The following is a 17,124-nucleotide window of genomic DNA, read 5'->3' as shown; positions in this document are numbered from 1 at the left end:
TAAGCTTTGGAATGGATTCAATCTCAACATGTTTTTCCAGGTGAAGAACATTACTTCTGGCCTGGCAGCCACCAGTTCCACCTACCCATCAATTTCATTAAGGACGGGACAAGCACAAGACGGATTAAAGTAACATCAATGAACACGGCGGCCGTGATTCCGATCCCCAGCTGCCTCACTCCTTCAACTTCAGCAAAAGCAAAAGGGACGGTTACTGCGAGTAAAATACCTGCAGCAGATGTAATTAGACGGCCTGTTGAAGATAGGCCCTGCTGCACAGCCTTGTCACTGTCGCCAGTTCGTCTGTAAACTTCCTGAATTCGGCTTAACATAAATACGCCGTAATCCATCGATATGCCAAATACCAGTCCAGCAATGAACACAGGAATCATTACAGCTACAGGTGACGGTTCCACTCCCAAATGCCCTTCGTTAAATACCCATACCAGTATGCCAAAAGAAGCAGCGAGACTGAGCAGATTCATTACGATTGCTTTCACCGGAATCAGCATGGAACGGAATGCGAGCAGCAGCACCAGATAATTGCTCACGACTACAAATACAAGCACTTTAGGCAGCTGCTGATACATTTCATGCATGATCTCATCCTGATTGACCGCTTCCCCGCCATAACGGATCGGAATACCTTCGAGTCCGCCTGTTAAATCATTGGATCTCGTCTGCCGCAGCCAATCTCTCATCTCAGCCGAACCCGGTTCTCCGTATACGCCCACTGTTAATCGAATGAAAGAAGCAGCGTTAACCTGCGGCAAATGAATGCTAACGACTTTGGGGTCCTGTTGAAGCTCCTCTGCTTTGCGTTCAGCCTTTTTCCGGTGAACGGCCGTTAATGGTACTTCTTTTTCTCCAATGAGGATTTCGACCATAGAAACCCGATCCTGACCAAAACTGCGCTGCAGCTGCTCAGCTGCCTGACGTGACTCCATTCTGGATGGCAGCGAAGAAGCATCCGGAACAGATAGCTCCATCCGAGCCACCGGGGAGACACACCATAACAGAATCATCGTGCCTGTAAGTCCCATCCACACGGGACGTCTCATAATCATTGCGGACCAGCGATGCCAGAAACTTCGTTCAAGCCTATTATGATCTGCTGATTGTTCTGAAGCGCTGGCGTTTGTTAATTCCTCTCCAAATATTCGGCGCGCGCCCAGTGAAAGAACAGAAGGTAATAACGTCATGTTAAGCAGAAAAGCCAGCAGCAGCGCAATCATCGCACCAATAGATACACTGAGAAACATCGGCAGTCTGATCCAGAACAGCCCGAGCAGACCAAGGAACACACAGGCAGCCGAGAAGAGGACAGCCCGGCCAGCTGTGCGAAAGGTTTGGTCCAGAAGCTGACGCTGCTTAACTACACTCCTCGAGCCCCCTATCCCTGTCTGGCCTCCATTTCGCTTAAGTTCTTCTCTATACCTGCTCAAAATAATTAGTGCAAAATCGATGCTGAGTGCCATTCCCACCATCGGAATAACATTAATAATAAAATTGGACAACTCCAGGTAATGACCAAGAAAAGCCGTTACTCCCATCGCTGTAATTACTGAACCAATGCCCATCATCACTGCGATCCATGCTGCATACCAACCTCTGAATGCAAAGCACAGAACCATTAGAGCAATGGGAAGCCCAACAACCTCTGCACGTTCCAAATCCCGAAAGCTCAAGTCATTTACATCCTGCTGCACGACGGCTTTCCCTGTCAGGTGTATGGTTCCCGGAAGGTGAGCATGCTCGTCCCGTATAAGAAGTTCACGCAGCTGCTCCAGCGAAGGGCCTATTCGATAAGACTCGATATTCATATGAATCAGCGCGTAGGCCTGATCTTCACGCAGCATCATTCCCTGTGTATGAGCATCCAGTGGAGAAATAATCGACGATATGGCTGGCAGATTCTGAACTGCCGTGAGACGTTCTTTGATCCACTGCCTGAACGCCGTCAATGAAGTATCGGGATACTTCTGAAACAGCAGTATGACCGGATCAGACGGGGAATTAAATTCCTGCTCCAATATCCGCTCTACTGCTTGTGCCTGTCCCTGAGCAAGCTTTAGTCCGTGATCCTGTACAATGTCAGGCAGCTTCCATGCCCAGGCCCCTGCCACCCCAATGACAAACACCCAGAAGAGAATAATAAACCGCGAATATCGGCTGATAAAGGCAGCTAGGCTTCGGTACCCCATACCCCAAGCTCCTCTGCATATATATTGGAATTCTTGTTCCTTAAGCATAGAGCGACATGTTCATTGTGTAGTACAAGTCTATTCAGATCCGGACATGATTATGTTTACAACGAAACAAAGACGAGCCATCCATACCCTGTAGGCATGGGATGCTCGTCTTACTCGGTTGGCGGTCCTGATTTATTCTGGTCGGATTACGGTGAAGCGGTCTCCCAGTTTCGCATAATCGTTACCTGCCAGACGGCTGACCGGCTTCAGTTCATCCATCAGTATATAACCTTTGTCTGCGCGATAAACCTGTTTACTAAAATGATACTGCACAATGCGCACCAGCAGCAGATCGCTTACAGGGATACCTGCATCATTCGAGATCGGAATATGCTGATACAGTTTGCATTCCATTCGGATAAGAGCTTCCTGAACACCGGGTACAGAAACCATTGAACTAGGCACCGTAGTAAGTCTAGTTCGTTCCAGCTCACTTTCATGGGGCAGCAAAAGAGCTGCCGTTTCGTTTACCTCTTCAATAATACTCTCGTCACAGATGTGTACAACCAGTTCCTGGTGGGCAAGTACATTGCGAGCAGTATCTTTCATGACCCCATTTTTACGTCCAACCGAGATGGACAGCAGCGGGGGATCCGAGCTGACCACATTAAAGAAGCTGAACGGAGCTGCGTTAATGACACCATCATGATCTGACAGCGTAGTTACAAAGGCAATCGGACGCGGCACTATAGAACCGCTCATTAATTTATAATTATCTTTAGCCGAGAGTTCTTCCGGATTTAGTGAATACATATGTAAGTCCCCTTTTCTGCTCGCATGAAGTTCATTCCACTTTCCCTTATTTATATATTTCATCGTTATTATATCATCCCTTTTCGCTGAATCACACATAGGCGAATGCCATCATATGCTGTTTGCAGAATAAGATAAGATGACAGGAAGGATGTATCTGAACATGAATAACGTATATTCCCCTACAGGTTATTATGATGATCGCTATACAGGTTACGGAGATCAACGCTCTATTCAATTCCCTCCATTCTTTCCCGGTGGGGGCACTCTTCCGGGAGGGCAGACTCCGCCAGGCATCCCTGGAAGCCCCGGCTCGTATCCTCCTTTCATTCCAGGCGTGGGAACACCTCCGGGTCCTTATTTTCCGGGCGGTATTCCGGGCCCCGTTCCGGGTTCAACTCAAGGTGTACCTGCCCAGCTGGCTCAAGGGAATCTGCCATCCCTGCTCAGTGCCTACCCGCGCCCGGTTGGTCAGCCGCCAGCCGAAATGTTGTTCTTATATAACCTGATCAAAAGCAGCCCCGGCCTGCTGCCTCTTTTCCTTCAGCAGCAGCCTCAAAGCCTGACTCAAGCAGTTCAATTTGCGCAGACCGGCGCTGCCGCTCCACGTGACCAGGAGCAGCGTCTACTCCCCAATTTCTGTTATAACCGCTGGTCCCTCGTGTTTACGTATAATGATGTGTATTTGATGTGGCCTGCCATTAACCTCTTTGGTTTTGTCGTTGGCTACTTCTATCCATTCCAGACACCAGGAATTCTGTTGAATACCCAGATTTTATTTGCCCTCTGCTAGAGGCGACGCTCCACTTTTCCATGTTTTCTGTCCTGTTAAACAAAACACTGCCCGCACTCGGAAACTATGCTTCCATGCGGGCAGTTCGTGGTTATACCAAAAAACGTACTATGCAGATGTGTAGTTGTCCAGTTTGGACTTGCTTCTGCCAATCATGATGAAATATAGGAGTAAAGCCCCTAGGTCAGCACATGCGATCACAATTCCCATGGGTACAGCCGTATGATCGCCCCCAAGACCAACGAGGGGAGCGACAAGTCCGCCGAACAGAAAGGTCATGACACCAATGAGCGCTGATGCACTTCCTGCGGATTTGGCCTGATCCGCCATAGCTAATGCAAACGAAGCCGTATTAATCAGACCGACACTGGAAACCACCAAAAATAAGGGAATCAACACCGAAACCAGTCCGCCACCTGCCAGGATAGCAATAAGAAGGGATGTTCCTCCTGCAGCTGCTGTAATCAGTCCCGCAATTAACAGCCGGGTCTCCGACACTTTCCCAGCGAGGCGACCAGCGATCTGACTGGCGAGGATGATGCCAAGCCCATTAATCGCAAAACATATACTGAACAGTTGAGGTGAGACCCCGTATATTTTCTGAAGCACAAACGGTGATCCCGATATGTAGGCGAACATTCCTGCCGAAGCAAACCCTTGTGTGAGCGCATAACCCATAAACCGGCGATCCCTGGCCATTCTGCCAAATGTCAGTAAAGTCTGCTGCAGTCCCCCACTCGATCTTTTGGGTGCGGGAAGTGTCTCTCCCAGACCAAAGATAACCGCAAGAAGTGCCAGCACACCGATAAAGCCCAGTAAAATAAATACGCCCCGCCATGACGTATACGTAAGTATTTGTCCACCTATTATCGGTGCTGCGATGGGAGCCACTCCGTTAATAAGCATCAACAGAGAGAAGAAGCGGGTTAGTTCAGGTCCTTCGTACACGTCCCTGACCACCGCACGTGAGATGACAATGCCTGCTGCCCCTGCGAGTCCTTGAATGAAGCGCAGTACAACAAAGGAGCTCATGGATGGGCTGACAAGACATAATGCGGACGCGATCGTGTAGAGCAGCAGTCCAGCAATCAGCGGTGTTCTGCGGCCTCGTACGTCACTTAAAGGTCCTGCCAGCAGCTGTCCAAGCGCAAGGCCGATCATACATGCTGTCAAACTGAGCTGAGCATATGAAGCGGACGAGCCGAATTCATCCGCCAGCGTTGGCAGGGCGGGCAGATACATATCCAGAGACAGTGGTCCGAATGCCGAAAGTGTCCCTAGAATCAATGCCATCCTGATTCGGGGCGCAGCATGAGTGTGTAATGAAGCTGGTGTACTTTTCATTTAAAAAACATTTCCTTCATATTGCATACCGTTTCCGCTCCTTAATTCTCTCCATCTCCAAGCAGTCTCAGCAGATTGTTCGGCAGCGTAAACTGTTGATTATTAATAATAATCCGGCGCAGCTCCTCTTCATCCCGTTCGTTCTCGGCGTCCTTGATCTCCTGAATCTCGCGGTGAAGCCGTTCCATCTGGTGATCCAATGCATTAGCTGAGTCCGCCGCATTTTTCAATTCTCTTGTCAAATGTTCGGGAACATCTTTGTTGTATTTATAAAAAATTTTATGTTCCAAACTAGCCCAGAAATCCATGGCAATGGTCCGAATCTGAATCTCCACACAGGCACGTTCCTCGCCATTAGACATGTATACCGGAACTTCAACGAGCAGATGAAGGCTCTGATAACCGTTTGGCTTCGGATTTTGGATGTAATCTTTCACTTCAAGTACACGCAGATCGCTCTGATTGCACAGCATATCCTTGATCCGATAAATGTCGGAGATAAAAGAACAGGTAATTCGCACACCGGCGATATCCTTAATATTTTGTTTGATGCTTTCAAACGTCAGCTCGTGATTTTTGCGGAACATTTTGTTCATAATGCTCTCGGGGGACTTCAATCTCGACTTGGTATGCTCAATCGGACTGTAGTCGTGCAGGGACTGAAATTCCTCTTTCAGCACTTCTATTTTAGTTTCCATCTGATCCAGAGCAAATTTATAGATCATCATAAAGCGTGTGATTTCGTATTTGAATTTCTTGAACTGATCAATCGGATGCGGAGCATTCATCATTGGTTTCTTCCTTTCTTTTGACACGTCTTGAGTTTGTTCCTTGAAGTTCACTGCTGCATAAGGACACGGGCCTCAGCGCATCTCTTCTATCCCATTATAAAACATCTGAAACTAATAAACGAATTTTGGGCGTGAAGCGCACGGCTTCTTTTCATTTTCATTTTGATGAGAGCGTGACGATGGCTGTATACTGGAGGAGTTATGTTTGCCTGAAAGGACTGAAAAATATGAAGCAAAATCATCTGCAAAAATACGCTATGCTGCTGCTCTGTATGTCTGCCGGTATGGTCGATGTGATCGGATACCTCGGCCTTGGGCATGTACTCACAGCCAATATGACAGGGAACATCGTGCTGCTCGGGATCGCAATTGCCCGCGCTCAAGAATTTGTTGTACTGCGGGCCATGCTTGCACTTATTGGTTTTATAGCAGGAAATGCTATCGCGGCGCATATGATTGGACATGTCAAAACAAAAAATGGCTGGTCTTCCCGGGTCACCGCCGTCTTCACCGCAGAAAGCGTACTGCTTCTGCTGTTTGCTGTTATTATGGTCGGCCCGTTCTCCGGGCAATTATCTTATCTGTTAATTGTCATGCTGGCAATTGCTATGGGTATGCAGACAACAGCAGCTCGCCGAATCGGCATTGCGGGCATCTCCACTACCGTGCTGACTAATAATCTGGCAGCCGTTATTGAAGATATTACAAGCATTTTGCACCGTTTGAGGCATGCGGATATCCGCTCCCTGCTTAAAGCTTTGTCTCTGGATTCCTATCTTCGTGCAGGCGCAGTCGTGATATATCTTGGAGGTGTTATTTTGGCAGCCCTGCTGTTCCATCACATCCCGATGATCGCTGTCTGGGTGCCTGTTCTGGTCACTGCTGGTGTAACACTTCAGGCTCGCTTTGCTTCCCGGGCTACGACGGAGCACGCGCGTCACAATTCAGATGAGAAATAAGAGGCGCTGGGAAACGCTGAACATATGAATGTGCTCCTTCTGGCGAAGTCGTCCTTATTCATCGTGAATCGCAAGTGCCTCCTGTTTGATCCATTGAACCAGCTGCCCCGCTGCTGGCGACAGACTCTCTCCTGCCCGTGTACAGATCGCGATAACATTCTCCAGTCGAACATCTTGTACGAAGACACGGGCGAGTTTGCGCTGCTGAACGTCTTCTCTCACGACGAGAGAGGAGATGAAATTAGCTCCATATCCTGCCTTAACTGCACTAATTGTTTCATTCAATCCGTTAAACTGAAGCGCAATTCGCGGAGATGGCAGATTGCTGCTTGTGCACAAAGCAGCAAGCCGTTCACGCGTTGCGCTGCCTTTCTCTCGCATAATGAATGGTTCTGCTACCATCTCGCGCAGTTCGATTTTTTGATCTGCATATGGATGGTCTGGATGTACCACAAACCACATTTCATCCTCAAACAGCTTATCCCAATGCACGCCAGGATGGCTGATTCCGCTGCCTCCATAGATTGCAATTTCAGCCTCGTAAGACAGCAGTTGATCAAAAGCCGTCTGTGTATTGCTTGTGCTCACCACAAGCTCCACATCTTCATGGGCCTGTTTGAAACGGGCGATCCAGCTTGGCAGTAAAAAATTGGAGGGCAAATACGTCGCGGATAGACGAATCAGACCTTTCCTGCCCTCCCTCATATCCTCTACTGCTTGCTCTACTTCCTGCTCCAGCATAAACATACGCTCGGCATATTCCATTAATTGTTTACCGACATCGGTAAGGACCAGTTTTCGCCCTTCCGATCCAAACAGCTTCATATCAAGTTCACGTTCAAATCGCTTAACCTGTGAAGATACCGCGGGCTGGCTGATGTTCAGTTCCTCCGCAGCCCGGGTTACTCCGCCATACCTTACGATGGCATGAAACAATCGCAGACCGTGCAAATTCATATGTTCTCACCTCTTCTGCTTACTGAATACAGCTTACCAATTTTGACTTCCCATCAAGACACATAACTTAATTATATATTAACATAAAATATATATATTTTATTTATGCATTAGTTCCGTCTATAGTTGAATTACAAGAAAGCCCAATTCAGCTGATGGAAAGGAAGATGCTTGATGAGTCATTTGAACAACAGCAATACTGCACAATCCGCAATATGGGGGCAAGTCGATGATTATATGAATACACTGCTCATCCCGAATGACCCCATTTTTCAGGATGCCTTACAGGCCAATGCAGAGGCAGGATTACCGTCTCACGATGTCACACCGAATCAAGGAAAATTCCTTCAACTGCTGCTTCAGATCCAGGGAGCTTCCCGTGTACTTGAAATCGGAACATTAGGAGGATACAGTACGATCTGGATGGCCAGAGCCCTGCCGGAGCATGGACGAATCGTTTCCATTGAATCTGAACCCAAACACGCGGAGGTTGCACAAGCCAATCTAACCCGTGCGGGACTTATGCATAAGGTGGATCTGCGTACAGGTCCCGCACTTACGACCCTCCCCGATCTTCAAGAAGACTACCCTGAACTTTTTGATCTGATTTTCATTGATGCCGACAAACCCAGCAATCCGGATTACCTGAGATGGGCACTGCGCTTGACTCGCCCCGGCAGCTTGATTATCGGGGATAACATTGTAAGGGACGGTGAAGTGATCCGTTCGCACAGTGAGGATGCAAGAGTCCAAGGGGTTAGAACCTTTCTTGAATGTATCGGGAGTCACCCCAAGCTTGAAGCCACTGCACTGCAAACCGTGGGCAGCAAAGGATATGATGGATTTGTGATTGCTCGTGTAAAAGATATACCTGTAACAAAATAAACAGTGGTCAATTCTTCCGAAAATCTGCCTTTCCTGTTAAACTGGTATCACTGCAAAGGCAGACTGGAGGGAATCACTTGAGAGCTTTACGACAGATCCATGTTGAGATTCGCGGGTGGTCCCGCAATATTCAACTCTTCTTTCTGGCAAGTCTGCTGTATCAGATCGGAAACGGCATGTTCTCGGTTCTTTACAATCTTTACATTCAAGGCCTGGGGTACGATGACACCATGAATGGTCAGATTGTCAGTATCCAATCGCTAGCTACAGCAATCATGTTCATCCCTATTGGATTCAGCGGTGACAAATTCAGCCGCAAAAAGTTGTTGATTATAGGGGCATTATTCAGCGGCGCTTTTCTAATCGGGCGTTCCTTCGATTATGCCGCAAGCGGATTAATCTGGTTTGCCGTATTTTCCGGCCTGTTCGCTGGTGTATTTCAAGTGCTTGCCATCCCTTATCTGGCAGAGAACGTTAAAAAAAGCCAGCGCCTCAAAATGTTCAGCTATTATTCATCTCTCGTGCTGGCTTCACAAGTTCTTGGCAGTCTAGGCGGCGGCGTACTTGCAGACCTGCTTCATTCCGCCGGCATGGCCAAAGTCACCAGTCTGCAAACGGTTCTGTTTATGGGCGGCGCTGCGACACTTGCCGCATTTATTCCACTGCTGTTTGTAACCGAGAATCCGGTGTCTCAGACGGACGCAAATAAAGGGAGTACGGCAGAAGATGCATCGCTTCAAACCAGACATGCTGTACATGCACCATCCTCAGATCCTGACACGCTCCTAAAAAAAAGAGATACCAAGCTGATTGGTCAGTTTGTAATAACGCAGCTGCTCATCGGATTAGGCTCGGGCCTCGTTGTGCCTTATCTTAACCTGTATTTCACAAACCGCTTTGCGGTATCTTTGAGCGGCATGAGTCTGCTCATCGCACTCGGTCAAATTATGACTATTGTTTCGATGCTGATTGGTCCCACTTTAGCTGCCAAAGTTGGTAGTGTACGGGCTGTAGTCATTTTCCAAGTATTATCGCTTCCATTCCTGTTGTTAACCGGATTTACAAACCTGCTTATTATTGCATCCATCAGCTTTTTGTTCAGACAGGCACTCATGAATGCAGCCAACCCGATTCAATCCGCCATATTGGTGGACCGGATTTCGGATAGACGCCGAGGGATTGCCAACTCCATGATGCAGACCTCATTTATGATTGGCTGGGCCACGATGGGACCCGTGCAGTCTTATCTGGTTACCACATACGGCACGTATTGGGGATATGCTGTCACCTTCAGTATTACAGGCAGTCTTTACGTGATTTCTTCGTTAATGTACTTCTTCATGTTAAAGGAACCCCGGCCTGTGGCTGTACGGCAGTAAAATAAACATACAAAAAGAGCATCCTCCCATGCATGCATGGACTGGATGCTCTTTTTGTGCTCTATTTGTACTTTTATAAATTCGTTTTGCATATACCGTTGTTACCTAACCTCGCTTGGAGCGGTTTGCTCTTCCATTCGGGTCAAAATATCAAATGCTTCCTGATCGCTAAGGCCGCACATATCTTCAGCAGCCTGCAGTTCGCTGCATACAGCGGGGCGGTCTTCTCGCCCAAATATACCGCATCGGTTTTCCTCCGTCAGCTGTACACAGCGTATGCCTGCGGGTTTGCCTTCGGGCATGCCGGGAATGGGCGATGATATGGAAATGGCAATACAACATGCGGCGCATCCAGCTCTGCATTCCATGATGATCCTCCTCTGTGCGTTACATTGAACGGTTCACCCAAGTCCACGTCCTTGCCAGACCTTGTGCTATTCTACGATTCATGCTTTTACTGGTAAAGTAGCCTCCGTGACTCAGTGGATTCCAGCTGGTTACCGGACCGCCCACATGCACTTCAATATCTTCTTTTACCGCAGACGCATAGGCCGGGTCAATGGGACGCAGCGGATAACCTAAAATATCGTTACGTTCATAAAAGTTGATCCATTCCCCCTCCAATCCCGAGAAAGTTCGAGCCGCCTGAGAAGAGGGGACCTGAATTGGACTGCTGAAGTCATGATAACGCAGACTCCACAGCGGCAGGGTTGTACCAAAGGAGTAGAAGTTCGTCAGTGTATCCCCGCGCTCCAATGCCGAAGTGCTGTCAATAATGGCAGGTGTGCGGCTGGATGAAGGATACTGCAGGTCATAAAAGAAGTTGCTTGCGATGACAGCACCGAGACTGTGTGCGATGACACAAAGCGGCGTCTCTGGCCCATTGCGTCTGGAAAGCTCATGCATCGCCCGGTTTAACGTTTGATGCACCGCATCATATAGATGGCCCTGGTTCTCCACAGGCTGATAGGCAACGGCATCGGCGAGATAGTGTATGACAAAACGGCGCAGCGCCTGATAATTCAATCCCTGTGAACGTACCAGCTGTTGGAACAGAGCCTCTTCCCGCTCCTCGAACACATCGGCCCAGAACACGGGTTCTATATCCAGCATCTGTTTGGCGGCTCCCGGCAGCACCATTACACGATCCATTTCTCTGCTTAAACAAGTCATAAGCTTGTCAGCATAATTTTCTTTTTGCATACCCAGTCCATGAATGACCATCACCGCTACCCGAATCATGCCCTTCCTCCTTATCAATCGAATAGGAACGCTCCTTGTACAATTGCTATGGTTTACTTACAGCATGACAGATGTTTACATCAGGGCTGGCTGCCTCACAATGGGTGAATCGCATAAATTGCAATAACTTAGTTGATTTAACTATTTTATCTGATACGCCTGGAAAATAACACCTGCAAACAGCAAAAGAAGCTGCAGGTTGCGCAGCCTCTTGCTTGACATTCAATATATCCTTTAACCTTTCAAATGGATCTTCAGTACACCGTTCCGATTGGAAGTAACCTCTCCCGTCATCACTTCAACCCGTTCGACCATCTCTTGACCATCCGGGATAATAACGGGTGTGATGACTGGGAATCCTGCATCCTCAATCACTTTACGATCGAACTCAAGCAGCTTCTGTCCTGCTCTTACACGATCGCCCGTATTTACGAACATGGAGAAACCTTCGCCTTTAAGTGATACCGTATTAATGCCGACGTGAATTAATACTTGAAGTCCGCTCGCATGTTCCAGAATAACGGCGTGTTTGCTCTTGATAACATGGGCTACTTGTGCGTCAAATGGGGCGACGACCTGATTGCCGGAAGGTTCAATCGCTATACCTTCCCCCATCTGTTTTTCGGCAAAGGCCGGGTCGGGAACTTGTTCCAGCGGCACCGCCTCACCTGTTAATGGCGCCATGACTTCGAGTATATTAACACGAGAAGCCGATGACTTGGGGTTGGTAGAGCTGGCTGCAGACATGTCTTTGGATTTAGCGTCAGTAGAAGCAGCCTTCTGACTTTGGATTTCGGCGGACTCTCCGTTCGCCTCAAGCCGGTCTTCTTTTCTCAGCTTCGCCCGCCCAAAAACGACCGTCAGCAGAAATGGCACAACCAGGACAATGGCCATACCGATGAAGAAAACACCCCATTTATCCGGGAAAATAGACAGGAATCCAGGCACGCCGCCTACACCGATAGAGGTTGCTTGCACGTTATTCATCGTAAGCAGCACACCACCGATGGCAGAACCGATCATACCGAAGATAAACGGATATCGATAACGGATATTTACACCAAAGATCGCCGGCTCGGTTACCCCCAGAAAAGCGGATACGGAAGAGGTTGCCGCGAGCCCTCGCATTTTTTTCTCACGCAGCACCAGCATCATCGCAAGCGCCGCAGAACCCTGTGCAATGTTGGACAGAGCCAGCATCGGCCACAGGAATGTACCACCTTGACTGCCGATCAGCTGTACGTCTACCGCCAGGAATGTGTGGTGCATCCCCGTAATAACGAGCAGTGCATACAAACCACCATAGATCAAACCGCCCAGCGCAGCATAAGAATTATAGACATAGATCAGGCCGGAGGTGATGGCGTTTGCAATTGCAAATGTTACCGGACCGATAATCGTAAAGGCCAGAAAACCGGTAATCAATAATGTAACGGGAGCGACTACCAGCAGTTTGATGGAATCATGCACACGTTTGTTCAGGAAAATCTCCATCTTGGCCAGCAGATATGCCGATACCAGTACAGGCAGCACCTGACCCTGATAACCGATTTTCTCAATCTCCCAGCCAAACAGATTCCAGGTCGGAACCGTACCTTTGTTCACCGCATCAGCGTAACCATATGCACTCAGCAGATCGGGATGTACAAGAATCAGGCCCAGCACAATCCCGAGCAGCGGACTGCCTCCGAATCGTGTCACGGCTGACCAACCGATCAAAGCTGGCAGGAAGGTAAAGGCAGTGCTCGCAATCGTATTAATAATGGATGCGAGATCTTTCCAAGCCGGGTACACATCCACTAATGATTTTCCATCAAAGAAAATGCCTGGCCCAGTCAAAATATTGTTAATCCCGAGCAGCAAACCCGCTGTAATGATTGCCGGCAGAATCGGAATAAATATGTCCGAAAGTGTCTTGATTGCACGCTGCAGCGGGTTTTGCTTTTTGCCTGCAGCTGCTTTTACATCATCTTTGGAGGAACGCTCTCCTCCCGTAATCTGAATCATCTCATCGTATACTTTATCCACAAGCCCAGGGCCGATGACCACCTGAAATTGACCTTGAGAGGAGAATTGTCCTTTGACCAACTCGTTCTGATCAAGCAGCTCTGTATCCACTTTGTCCTCGTCATATAAAGCAAACCGCAGCCGTGTTACACAGTGTGTTGCTGCTTCAATATTCTCTTTGCCTCCGACCGCCCGGACGATCTCCTCAACCTGTTTTTTATCGATTGCCATAGTGTCACTTCCTATTTATAAAATGGAATTAGTCCTGCTGCTGTACCAGCCACATATAGGACGCGTACGGACTTAGCGAAATCTCCTGCGTCAATTCAGGCTTGGCATCGGTATTTCCAATAAGCAGTTCAGGTATTTTACCTGCAATATGATCATTCCAGACTGCATCAGGCAGCTGGAACACGGTATCCTGTTTACGGAAGTTTGATACGACAATTAACGTCTCGCTGCCGTTAGAACGTGCATATGCAAACACCTCCGGGTGAGCCTCATCCAGGCGTTCATACAAGCCGTCCGTCAGGACATCTACCTCTTTACGCAGAGCAATCAGCTTCCGGTAGTGATGATAGATCGAATTCGGATCGGCCATCTGTGCTTCCACATGAATGTACGGATACCTCTCATCCACCTTGAGCCATGGTGTTCCCGTCGTAAATCCGGCGCTCGCGCTTCCGTCCCACTGCATCGGTGTCCGTGAATTATCACGGGAACGCTCTTTTACGATCTGGAACGCTTCCTCAGCAGATTTACCACGCTCTTCCTGAAGCAGCCGATACATGTTCGTTGACTCAATATCGCGGAACTCGCTGATATCATGCCAAACCGGGTTTGGCATACCAATCTCCTCGCCCTGGTAGACATAAGGGGTACCCTGCAATCCATGCAGCGTTGTCGCCAGCATCTTGGCGCTCTCGGACCGATAATCGCCATCGTCAGCGAAACGGGATAACGCACGGGGCTGGTCATGGTTGTTTAAAAACAGTGCGTTCCATCCGCCCCCGGCCTGCATCCCCGTCTGCCAATCGCTGAACAGCTTCTTCATCTCTTCAAAATCGTACGGCATCAGTTCCCACTTCTGCCCGTTCGGATAATCTACCTTCAGGTGATGGAAGTTAAACGTCATCGAGAATTCTCGTGAAGCCGGATTCGAATACCGTATACAGTGCTCCAGCGTTGTCGATGACATTTCGCCTACAGTGACCATGTTGTAAGGTCCAAACACCTCTTCGTACATTTCAGTAATGTACTCATGCACGCGCGGTCCATCCGTGTAATACCTGCGCCCATCGCCCGGAGGCACGCTGCCGTCGTCGTTCGGAAAACGCTGGTCTTTGGAGATCAGGTTGATGACGTCCATACGGAAGCCATCCACTCCTTTTTCCGCCCAGAACTTGATCATATCTCGTACGGCCCTGCGAACCTCTTCATTTTCCCAGTTAAGGTCTGCTTGTGTTTTATCAAACAGCGTCAGAAAATACTGCCCGGTTTGTTCATCATACTGCCATGCCGGGCCGCCGAATTTGGATTGCCAGTTGTTTGGTACACCGCCGTCCGGCGCAGGGTCCCTCCAGATATAGTAATCCCGATACGGATTATCTTTCGACGATCGGGACTGCTTGAACCATTCATGCTCAGTGGAGGAATGATTGACAACGATATCAATCATGAGCTTCATATCACGCGCTTTTAATGCCGCAACCAATGCATCGAAATCTTCCATCGTGCCGTAGTCCGGATTAATTCGGTAGTAATCCGCCACGTCGTATCCGTTATCCCGCTGCGGCGAGACGTATACCGGCTGCAGCCACACGATGTCGATACCCAGATGCTGCAGATAATCCAGCTTCTCGGTTAGACCGCGAATGTCCCCCGTCCCCGATCCGGTTGTATCGTTGAAGCTCTTCGGATACACCTGATACACCGTAGACTTCTTCCACCACGATGACGGCTCTATATTGTTTAAATCCATGTTAACGCCTCCAATATGCTGTATTGCTCTAACCAGACTCCTCGGCTATTTTCATCATCTATATTACATAACTAAACATGTATATACAAGTTGAATCTAAAAAATGATTGTCCTATTTATTTTCTATGTACACACTGCACTTCGTTTCTTCTACTCATTCCCCATTAAAGGTTTCGCTGTAACATTTATTTTCGGAGTTCTATTTTGCAAACTCCATGATATCTGTATTAGATAGCCAAAAAAACCGTCTGTTCCTCCATACTGAGATGGGAAAACAAACGGTTATGTTTAAGGTCTTTCTTTATAATACCTCGGGCGCCAACAAGCTTTGGCCTTGTTTCTCCCGACCATTTAACTTTAATGCAGACTGTGCTGCCTTTTCTTCTGCTTCCAGTTCAGCGGCGCTAATCTCGCCGGAGAGCACAGCACGCATCCGTTTCTGATCCAGCAGACCTTCCCACTTCGCAACCACAAAAGCTGCCGCGCAGTTCCCCATCAGGTTAGTGAAAACACGCATCGTATCCATAAAGCGGTCTGCTCCAAGCAGCAGAGCCACTGCTGCTACCGGAAATGCATTCACTGCTGCCGCCGTAGCTGACAGAGCAAGAAAAGCTGAACCGGGAACACCCGCCATGCCTTTCGAGCTTAACATCAGCACCAGCAGAATGGTGATCTCCTGCCCCAAGGTCAGATCAATACCGACAGCCTGAGCAACAAAAACCGTCGCTAACGATAGATAGATGGAAGCTCCATCCAGATTAAATGAGTATCCCGTAGGCACCACCAGCCCAACTACTGCACGGTCACACCCCGCCTTAGTCAGCTTGTCCATCATGCGCGGCATCACAACTTCTGAAGAGCCTGTTCCAATCGCAAGCATCACTTCCGAACGAGTGTATCGGACAAACTGCATAAAGTTCAATCCCGTAATCCACCAGGCTGCCAGCGCTAACAGCAGCAGGAACAATAGAGCCGCACCGTAACAAGCCAATATTAGCAGTCCAAAGGACGAAAGGGTTGAAGCCCCGTACGCCCCTATGGTGTAGGCCATTGCACCAAAAGCGCCTACCGGGGCAAGCTTCATAATGTAACCGATCATCCGGAACACAATACCAAGCAGCTGCTCCACCAGATTCAGTACATTTTCCTTGGCCTTACTCTCCGTGGCTGCCAAGGCAACCCCGAACAGACAGGCAACAAGCAGCACTTGCAGCAGGGCATTCTGAGCAAAGGCATCCACGACACTTGTTGGAATAATGTTCATAATAAAATCAACCGTGTGCGGAAGCTCGGACCCCTTCGTTTTGGCTTCAATTCCGCTGGCGTCAATGCTGGCAGGGTCTACATTCATTCCCGCCCCTGGACGAAGCAGATTGGCTGTGCATAAACCAAGCACAAGTGCAACCGTTGTGGCAAGCTCGAACCACAGAATCGCTTTAAGCCCAATTCGACCTACAGACTTTAGATCGCCCATTTTGGCGATACCTGTAACAATGACCATAAAAATTAACGGTGCAATCAGCATCTTGATTAATTTGATAAAGCCTGTACCCAAGGGCTGCAAGAGACTCCCCAGATCGGGCCACAGAATACCTACTCCAATACCGATGATTACTGCTGCAATGATCTGAAAAAATAAAGATTTCACAAATGTCATGAACGCTCCCCCGTTTGCAATCGTTTCGGATGTCCGGTTGGTTTCCGTGTAACTTTTTATATCATTGCTGTCTTTGCAGCTACAATGTCATTCCATTCATTTTGTGATGATGACCAAAATTGCG

14 protein-coding genes are annotated in these 17,124 nt (G+C 48.5%); 4 read left to right on the top strand and 10 right to left on the bottom strand.

Annotated elements, in window-relative coordinates:
- Positions 1–50: 50 nt before the first annotated feature.
- Both MKY97_RS12640 and MKY97_RS12635 read right to left on the bottom strand, forming a co-directional pair.
- Positions 51–2,204, bottom strand: coding sequence for an MMPL family transporter (locus tag MKY97_RS12640; RefSeq protein WP_342555755.1), 2,154 nt, complete (start codon positions 2,202–2,204; stop codon positions 51–53).
- A gap of 180 nt (positions 2,205–2,384) precedes the next feature.
- The gene (locus MKY97_RS12635) at positions 2,385–3,005 is read right to left on the bottom strand and encodes a flavin reductase family protein (protein WP_342555754.1); all 621 of its coding nucleotides are present in this window, start codon (positions 3,003–3,005) and stop codon (positions 2,385–2,387) included.
- Positions 3,006–3,168: 163 nt separating this feature from the next.
- On the opposite strand from MKY97_RS12635, the gene MKY97_RS12630 reads away from it, so the two are divergent.
- The gene (locus MKY97_RS12630; RefSeq protein WP_342555753.1) at positions 3,169–3,798 is read left to right on the top strand and encodes a hypothetical protein; all 630 of its coding nucleotides are present in this window, start codon (positions 3,169–3,171) and stop codon (positions 3,796–3,798) included.
- 108 nt (positions 3,799–3,906) lie between these two features.
- Here the strand turns inward: MKY97_RS12630 and MKY97_RS12625 are convergent, their stop codons facing one another.
- Positions 3,907–5,142, bottom strand: a complete 1,236-nt coding sequence (locus MKY97_RS12625; protein ID WP_342555752.1) for a multidrug effflux MFS transporter — start codon at positions 5,140–5,142, stop codon at positions 3,907–3,909.
- Positions 5,143–5,183: 41 nt separating this feature from the next.
- Complete coding sequence (locus MKY97_RS12620; protein WP_184191058.1) at positions 5,184–5,930, bottom strand: GTP pyrophosphokinase family protein; 747 nt, start codon at positions 5,928–5,930, stop codon at positions 5,184–5,186.
- A 230-nt stretch (positions 5,931–6,160) separates the two neighbouring features.
- Here MKY97_RS12620 and MKY97_RS12615 point away from each other — a divergent pair, with 230 nt between their 5' ends.
- Positions 6,161–6,892 carry a YoaK family protein gene (locus tag MKY97_RS12615; RefSeq protein ID WP_342555751.1) on the top strand — a complete coding sequence of 244 codons (732 nt, stop codon included), beginning with the start codon at positions 6,161–6,163 and terminating at the stop codon, positions 6,890–6,892.
- A 54-nt stretch (positions 6,893–6,946) separates the two neighbouring features.
- Here the strand turns inward: MKY97_RS12615 and MKY97_RS12610 are convergent, their stop codons facing one another.
- Positions 6,947–7,849 (bottom strand): LysR family transcriptional regulator, encoded by a 903-nt coding sequence (locus tag MKY97_RS12610; RefSeq protein WP_342555750.1) that lies wholly within the window; start codon positions 7,847–7,849, stop codon positions 6,947–6,949.
- Between the two features lie 174 nt (positions 7,850–8,023).
- Between MKY97_RS12610 and MKY97_RS12605 the strand changes: the two genes are divergently transcribed.
- Both MKY97_RS12605 and MKY97_RS12600 read left to right on the top strand, forming a co-directional pair.
- Positions 8,024–8,734 carry an O-methyltransferase gene (locus MKY97_RS12605; protein ID WP_342555749.1) on the top strand — a complete coding sequence of 237 codons (711 nt, stop codon included), beginning with the start codon at positions 8,024–8,026 and terminating at the stop codon, positions 8,732–8,734.
- Between the two features lie 77 nt (positions 8,735–8,811).
- Positions 8,812–10,113 carry an MFS transporter gene (locus tag MKY97_RS12600; RefSeq protein WP_342555748.1) on the top strand — a complete coding sequence of 434 codons (1,302 nt, stop codon included), beginning with the start codon at positions 8,812–8,814 and terminating at the stop codon, positions 10,111–10,113.
- A gap of 101 nt (positions 10,114–10,214) precedes the next feature.
- On the opposite strand, the gene MKY97_RS12595 is transcribed toward MKY97_RS12600, so the two are convergent.
- From MKY97_RS12595 to dctA, 5 genes are all read right to left on the bottom strand, one after another.
- The gene (locus tag MKY97_RS12595; RefSeq protein ID WP_342555747.1) at positions 10,215–10,481 is read right to left on the bottom strand and encodes a YkgJ family cysteine cluster protein; all 267 of its coding nucleotides are present in this window, start codon (positions 10,479–10,481) and stop codon (positions 10,215–10,217) included.
- A gap of 19 nt (positions 10,482–10,500) precedes the next feature.
- The gene (locus MKY97_RS12590; RefSeq protein ID WP_342555746.1) at positions 10,501–11,355 is read right to left on the bottom strand and encodes a chemotaxis protein; all 855 of its coding nucleotides are present in this window, start codon (positions 11,353–11,355) and stop codon (positions 10,501–10,503) included.
- Positions 11,356–11,589: 234 nt separating this feature from the next.
- Positions 11,590–13,593 (bottom strand): PTS system trehalose-specific EIIBC component, encoded by a 2,004-nt coding sequence (gene treP / locus MKY97_RS12585; RefSeq protein ID WP_342555745.1) that lies wholly within the window; start codon positions 13,591–13,593, stop codon positions 11,590–11,592.
- Between the two features lie 28 nt (positions 13,594–13,621).
- A complete protein-coding gene (treC, locus tag MKY97_RS12580; RefSeq protein ID WP_342555744.1) occupies positions 13,622–15,343 on the bottom strand; it encodes an alpha,alpha-phosphotrehalase in 1,722 nt (573 codons plus the stop codon).
- 301 nt (positions 15,344–15,644) lie between these two features.
- Positions 15,645–17,000: a C4-dicarboxylate transporter DctA gene (gene dctA, locus MKY97_RS12575; RefSeq protein WP_342555743.1), complete on the bottom strand. Its 1,356-nt coding sequence runs from the start codon at positions 16,998–17,000 to the stop codon at positions 15,645–15,647.
- Positions 17,001–17,124 lie beyond the last annotated feature (124 nt).

It is taken from the genome of Paenibacillus sp. FSL R7-0652 (assembly GCF_038595045.1).
In the GTDB taxonomy this organism is placed as follows: Bacteria; Bacillota; Bacilli; order Paenibacillales; family Paenibacillaceae; genus Paenibacillus.
The sequence above is the reverse complement of the archived record's forward strand: the minus strand, read 5'-3'. Positions and strand labels throughout refer to the sequence as shown.

What these genes read in the sequence shown, in the direction of transcription:
- MKY97_RS12640 (WP_342555755.1), bottom strand. Translation starts at nt 2,204, where the DNA reads ATGGGGTACCGAAGCCTAGCTGCCTTTATCAGCCGATATTCGCGGTTT.
- MKY97_RS12635 (WP_342555754.1), bottom strand. Translation starts at nt 3,005, where the DNA reads ATGTATTCACTAAATCCGGAAGAACTCTCGGCTAAAGATAATTATAAA.
- MKY97_RS12630 (WP_342555753.1), top strand. Translation starts at nt 3,169, where the DNA reads ATGAATAACGTATATTCCCCTACAGGTTATTATGATGATCGCTATACA.
- MKY97_RS12625 (WP_342555752.1), bottom strand. Translation starts at nt 5,142, where the DNA reads ATGAAAAGTACACCAGCTTCATTACACACTCATGCTGCGCCCCGAATC.
- MKY97_RS12620 (WP_184191058.1), bottom strand. Translation starts at nt 5,930, where the DNA reads ATGAATGCTCCGCATCCGATTGATCAGTTCAAGAAATTCAAATACGAA.
- MKY97_RS12615 (WP_342555751.1), top strand. Translation starts at nt 6,161, where the DNA reads ATGAAGCAAAATCATCTGCAAAAATACGCTATGCTGCTGCTCTGTATG.
- MKY97_RS12610 (WP_342555750.1), bottom strand. Translation starts at nt 7,849, where the DNA reads ATGAATTTGCACGGTCTGCGATTGTTTCATGCCATCGTAAGGTATGGC.
- MKY97_RS12605 (WP_342555749.1), top strand. Translation starts at nt 8,024, where the DNA reads ATGAGTCATTTGAACAACAGCAATACTGCACAATCCGCAATATGGGGG.
- MKY97_RS12595 (WP_342555747.1), bottom strand. Translation starts at nt 10,481, where the DNA reads ATGGAATGCAGAGCTGGATGCGCCGCATGTTGTATTGCCATTTCCATA.
- MKY97_RS12590 (WP_342555746.1), bottom strand. Translation starts at nt 11,355, where the DNA reads ATGATTCGGGTAGCGGTGATGGTCATTCATGGACTGGGTATGCAAAAA.
- treP (WP_342555745.1), bottom strand. Translation starts at nt 13,593, where the DNA reads ATGGCAATCGATAAAAAACAGGTTGAGGAGATCGTCCGGGCGGTCGGA.
- treC (WP_342555744.1), bottom strand. Translation starts at nt 15,343, where the DNA reads ATGGATTTAAACAATATAGAGCCGTCATCGTGGTGGAAGAAGTCTACG.
- dctA (WP_342555743.1), bottom strand. Translation starts at nt 17,000, where the DNA reads ATGACATTTGTGAAATCTTTATTTTTTCAGATCATTGCAGCAGTAATC.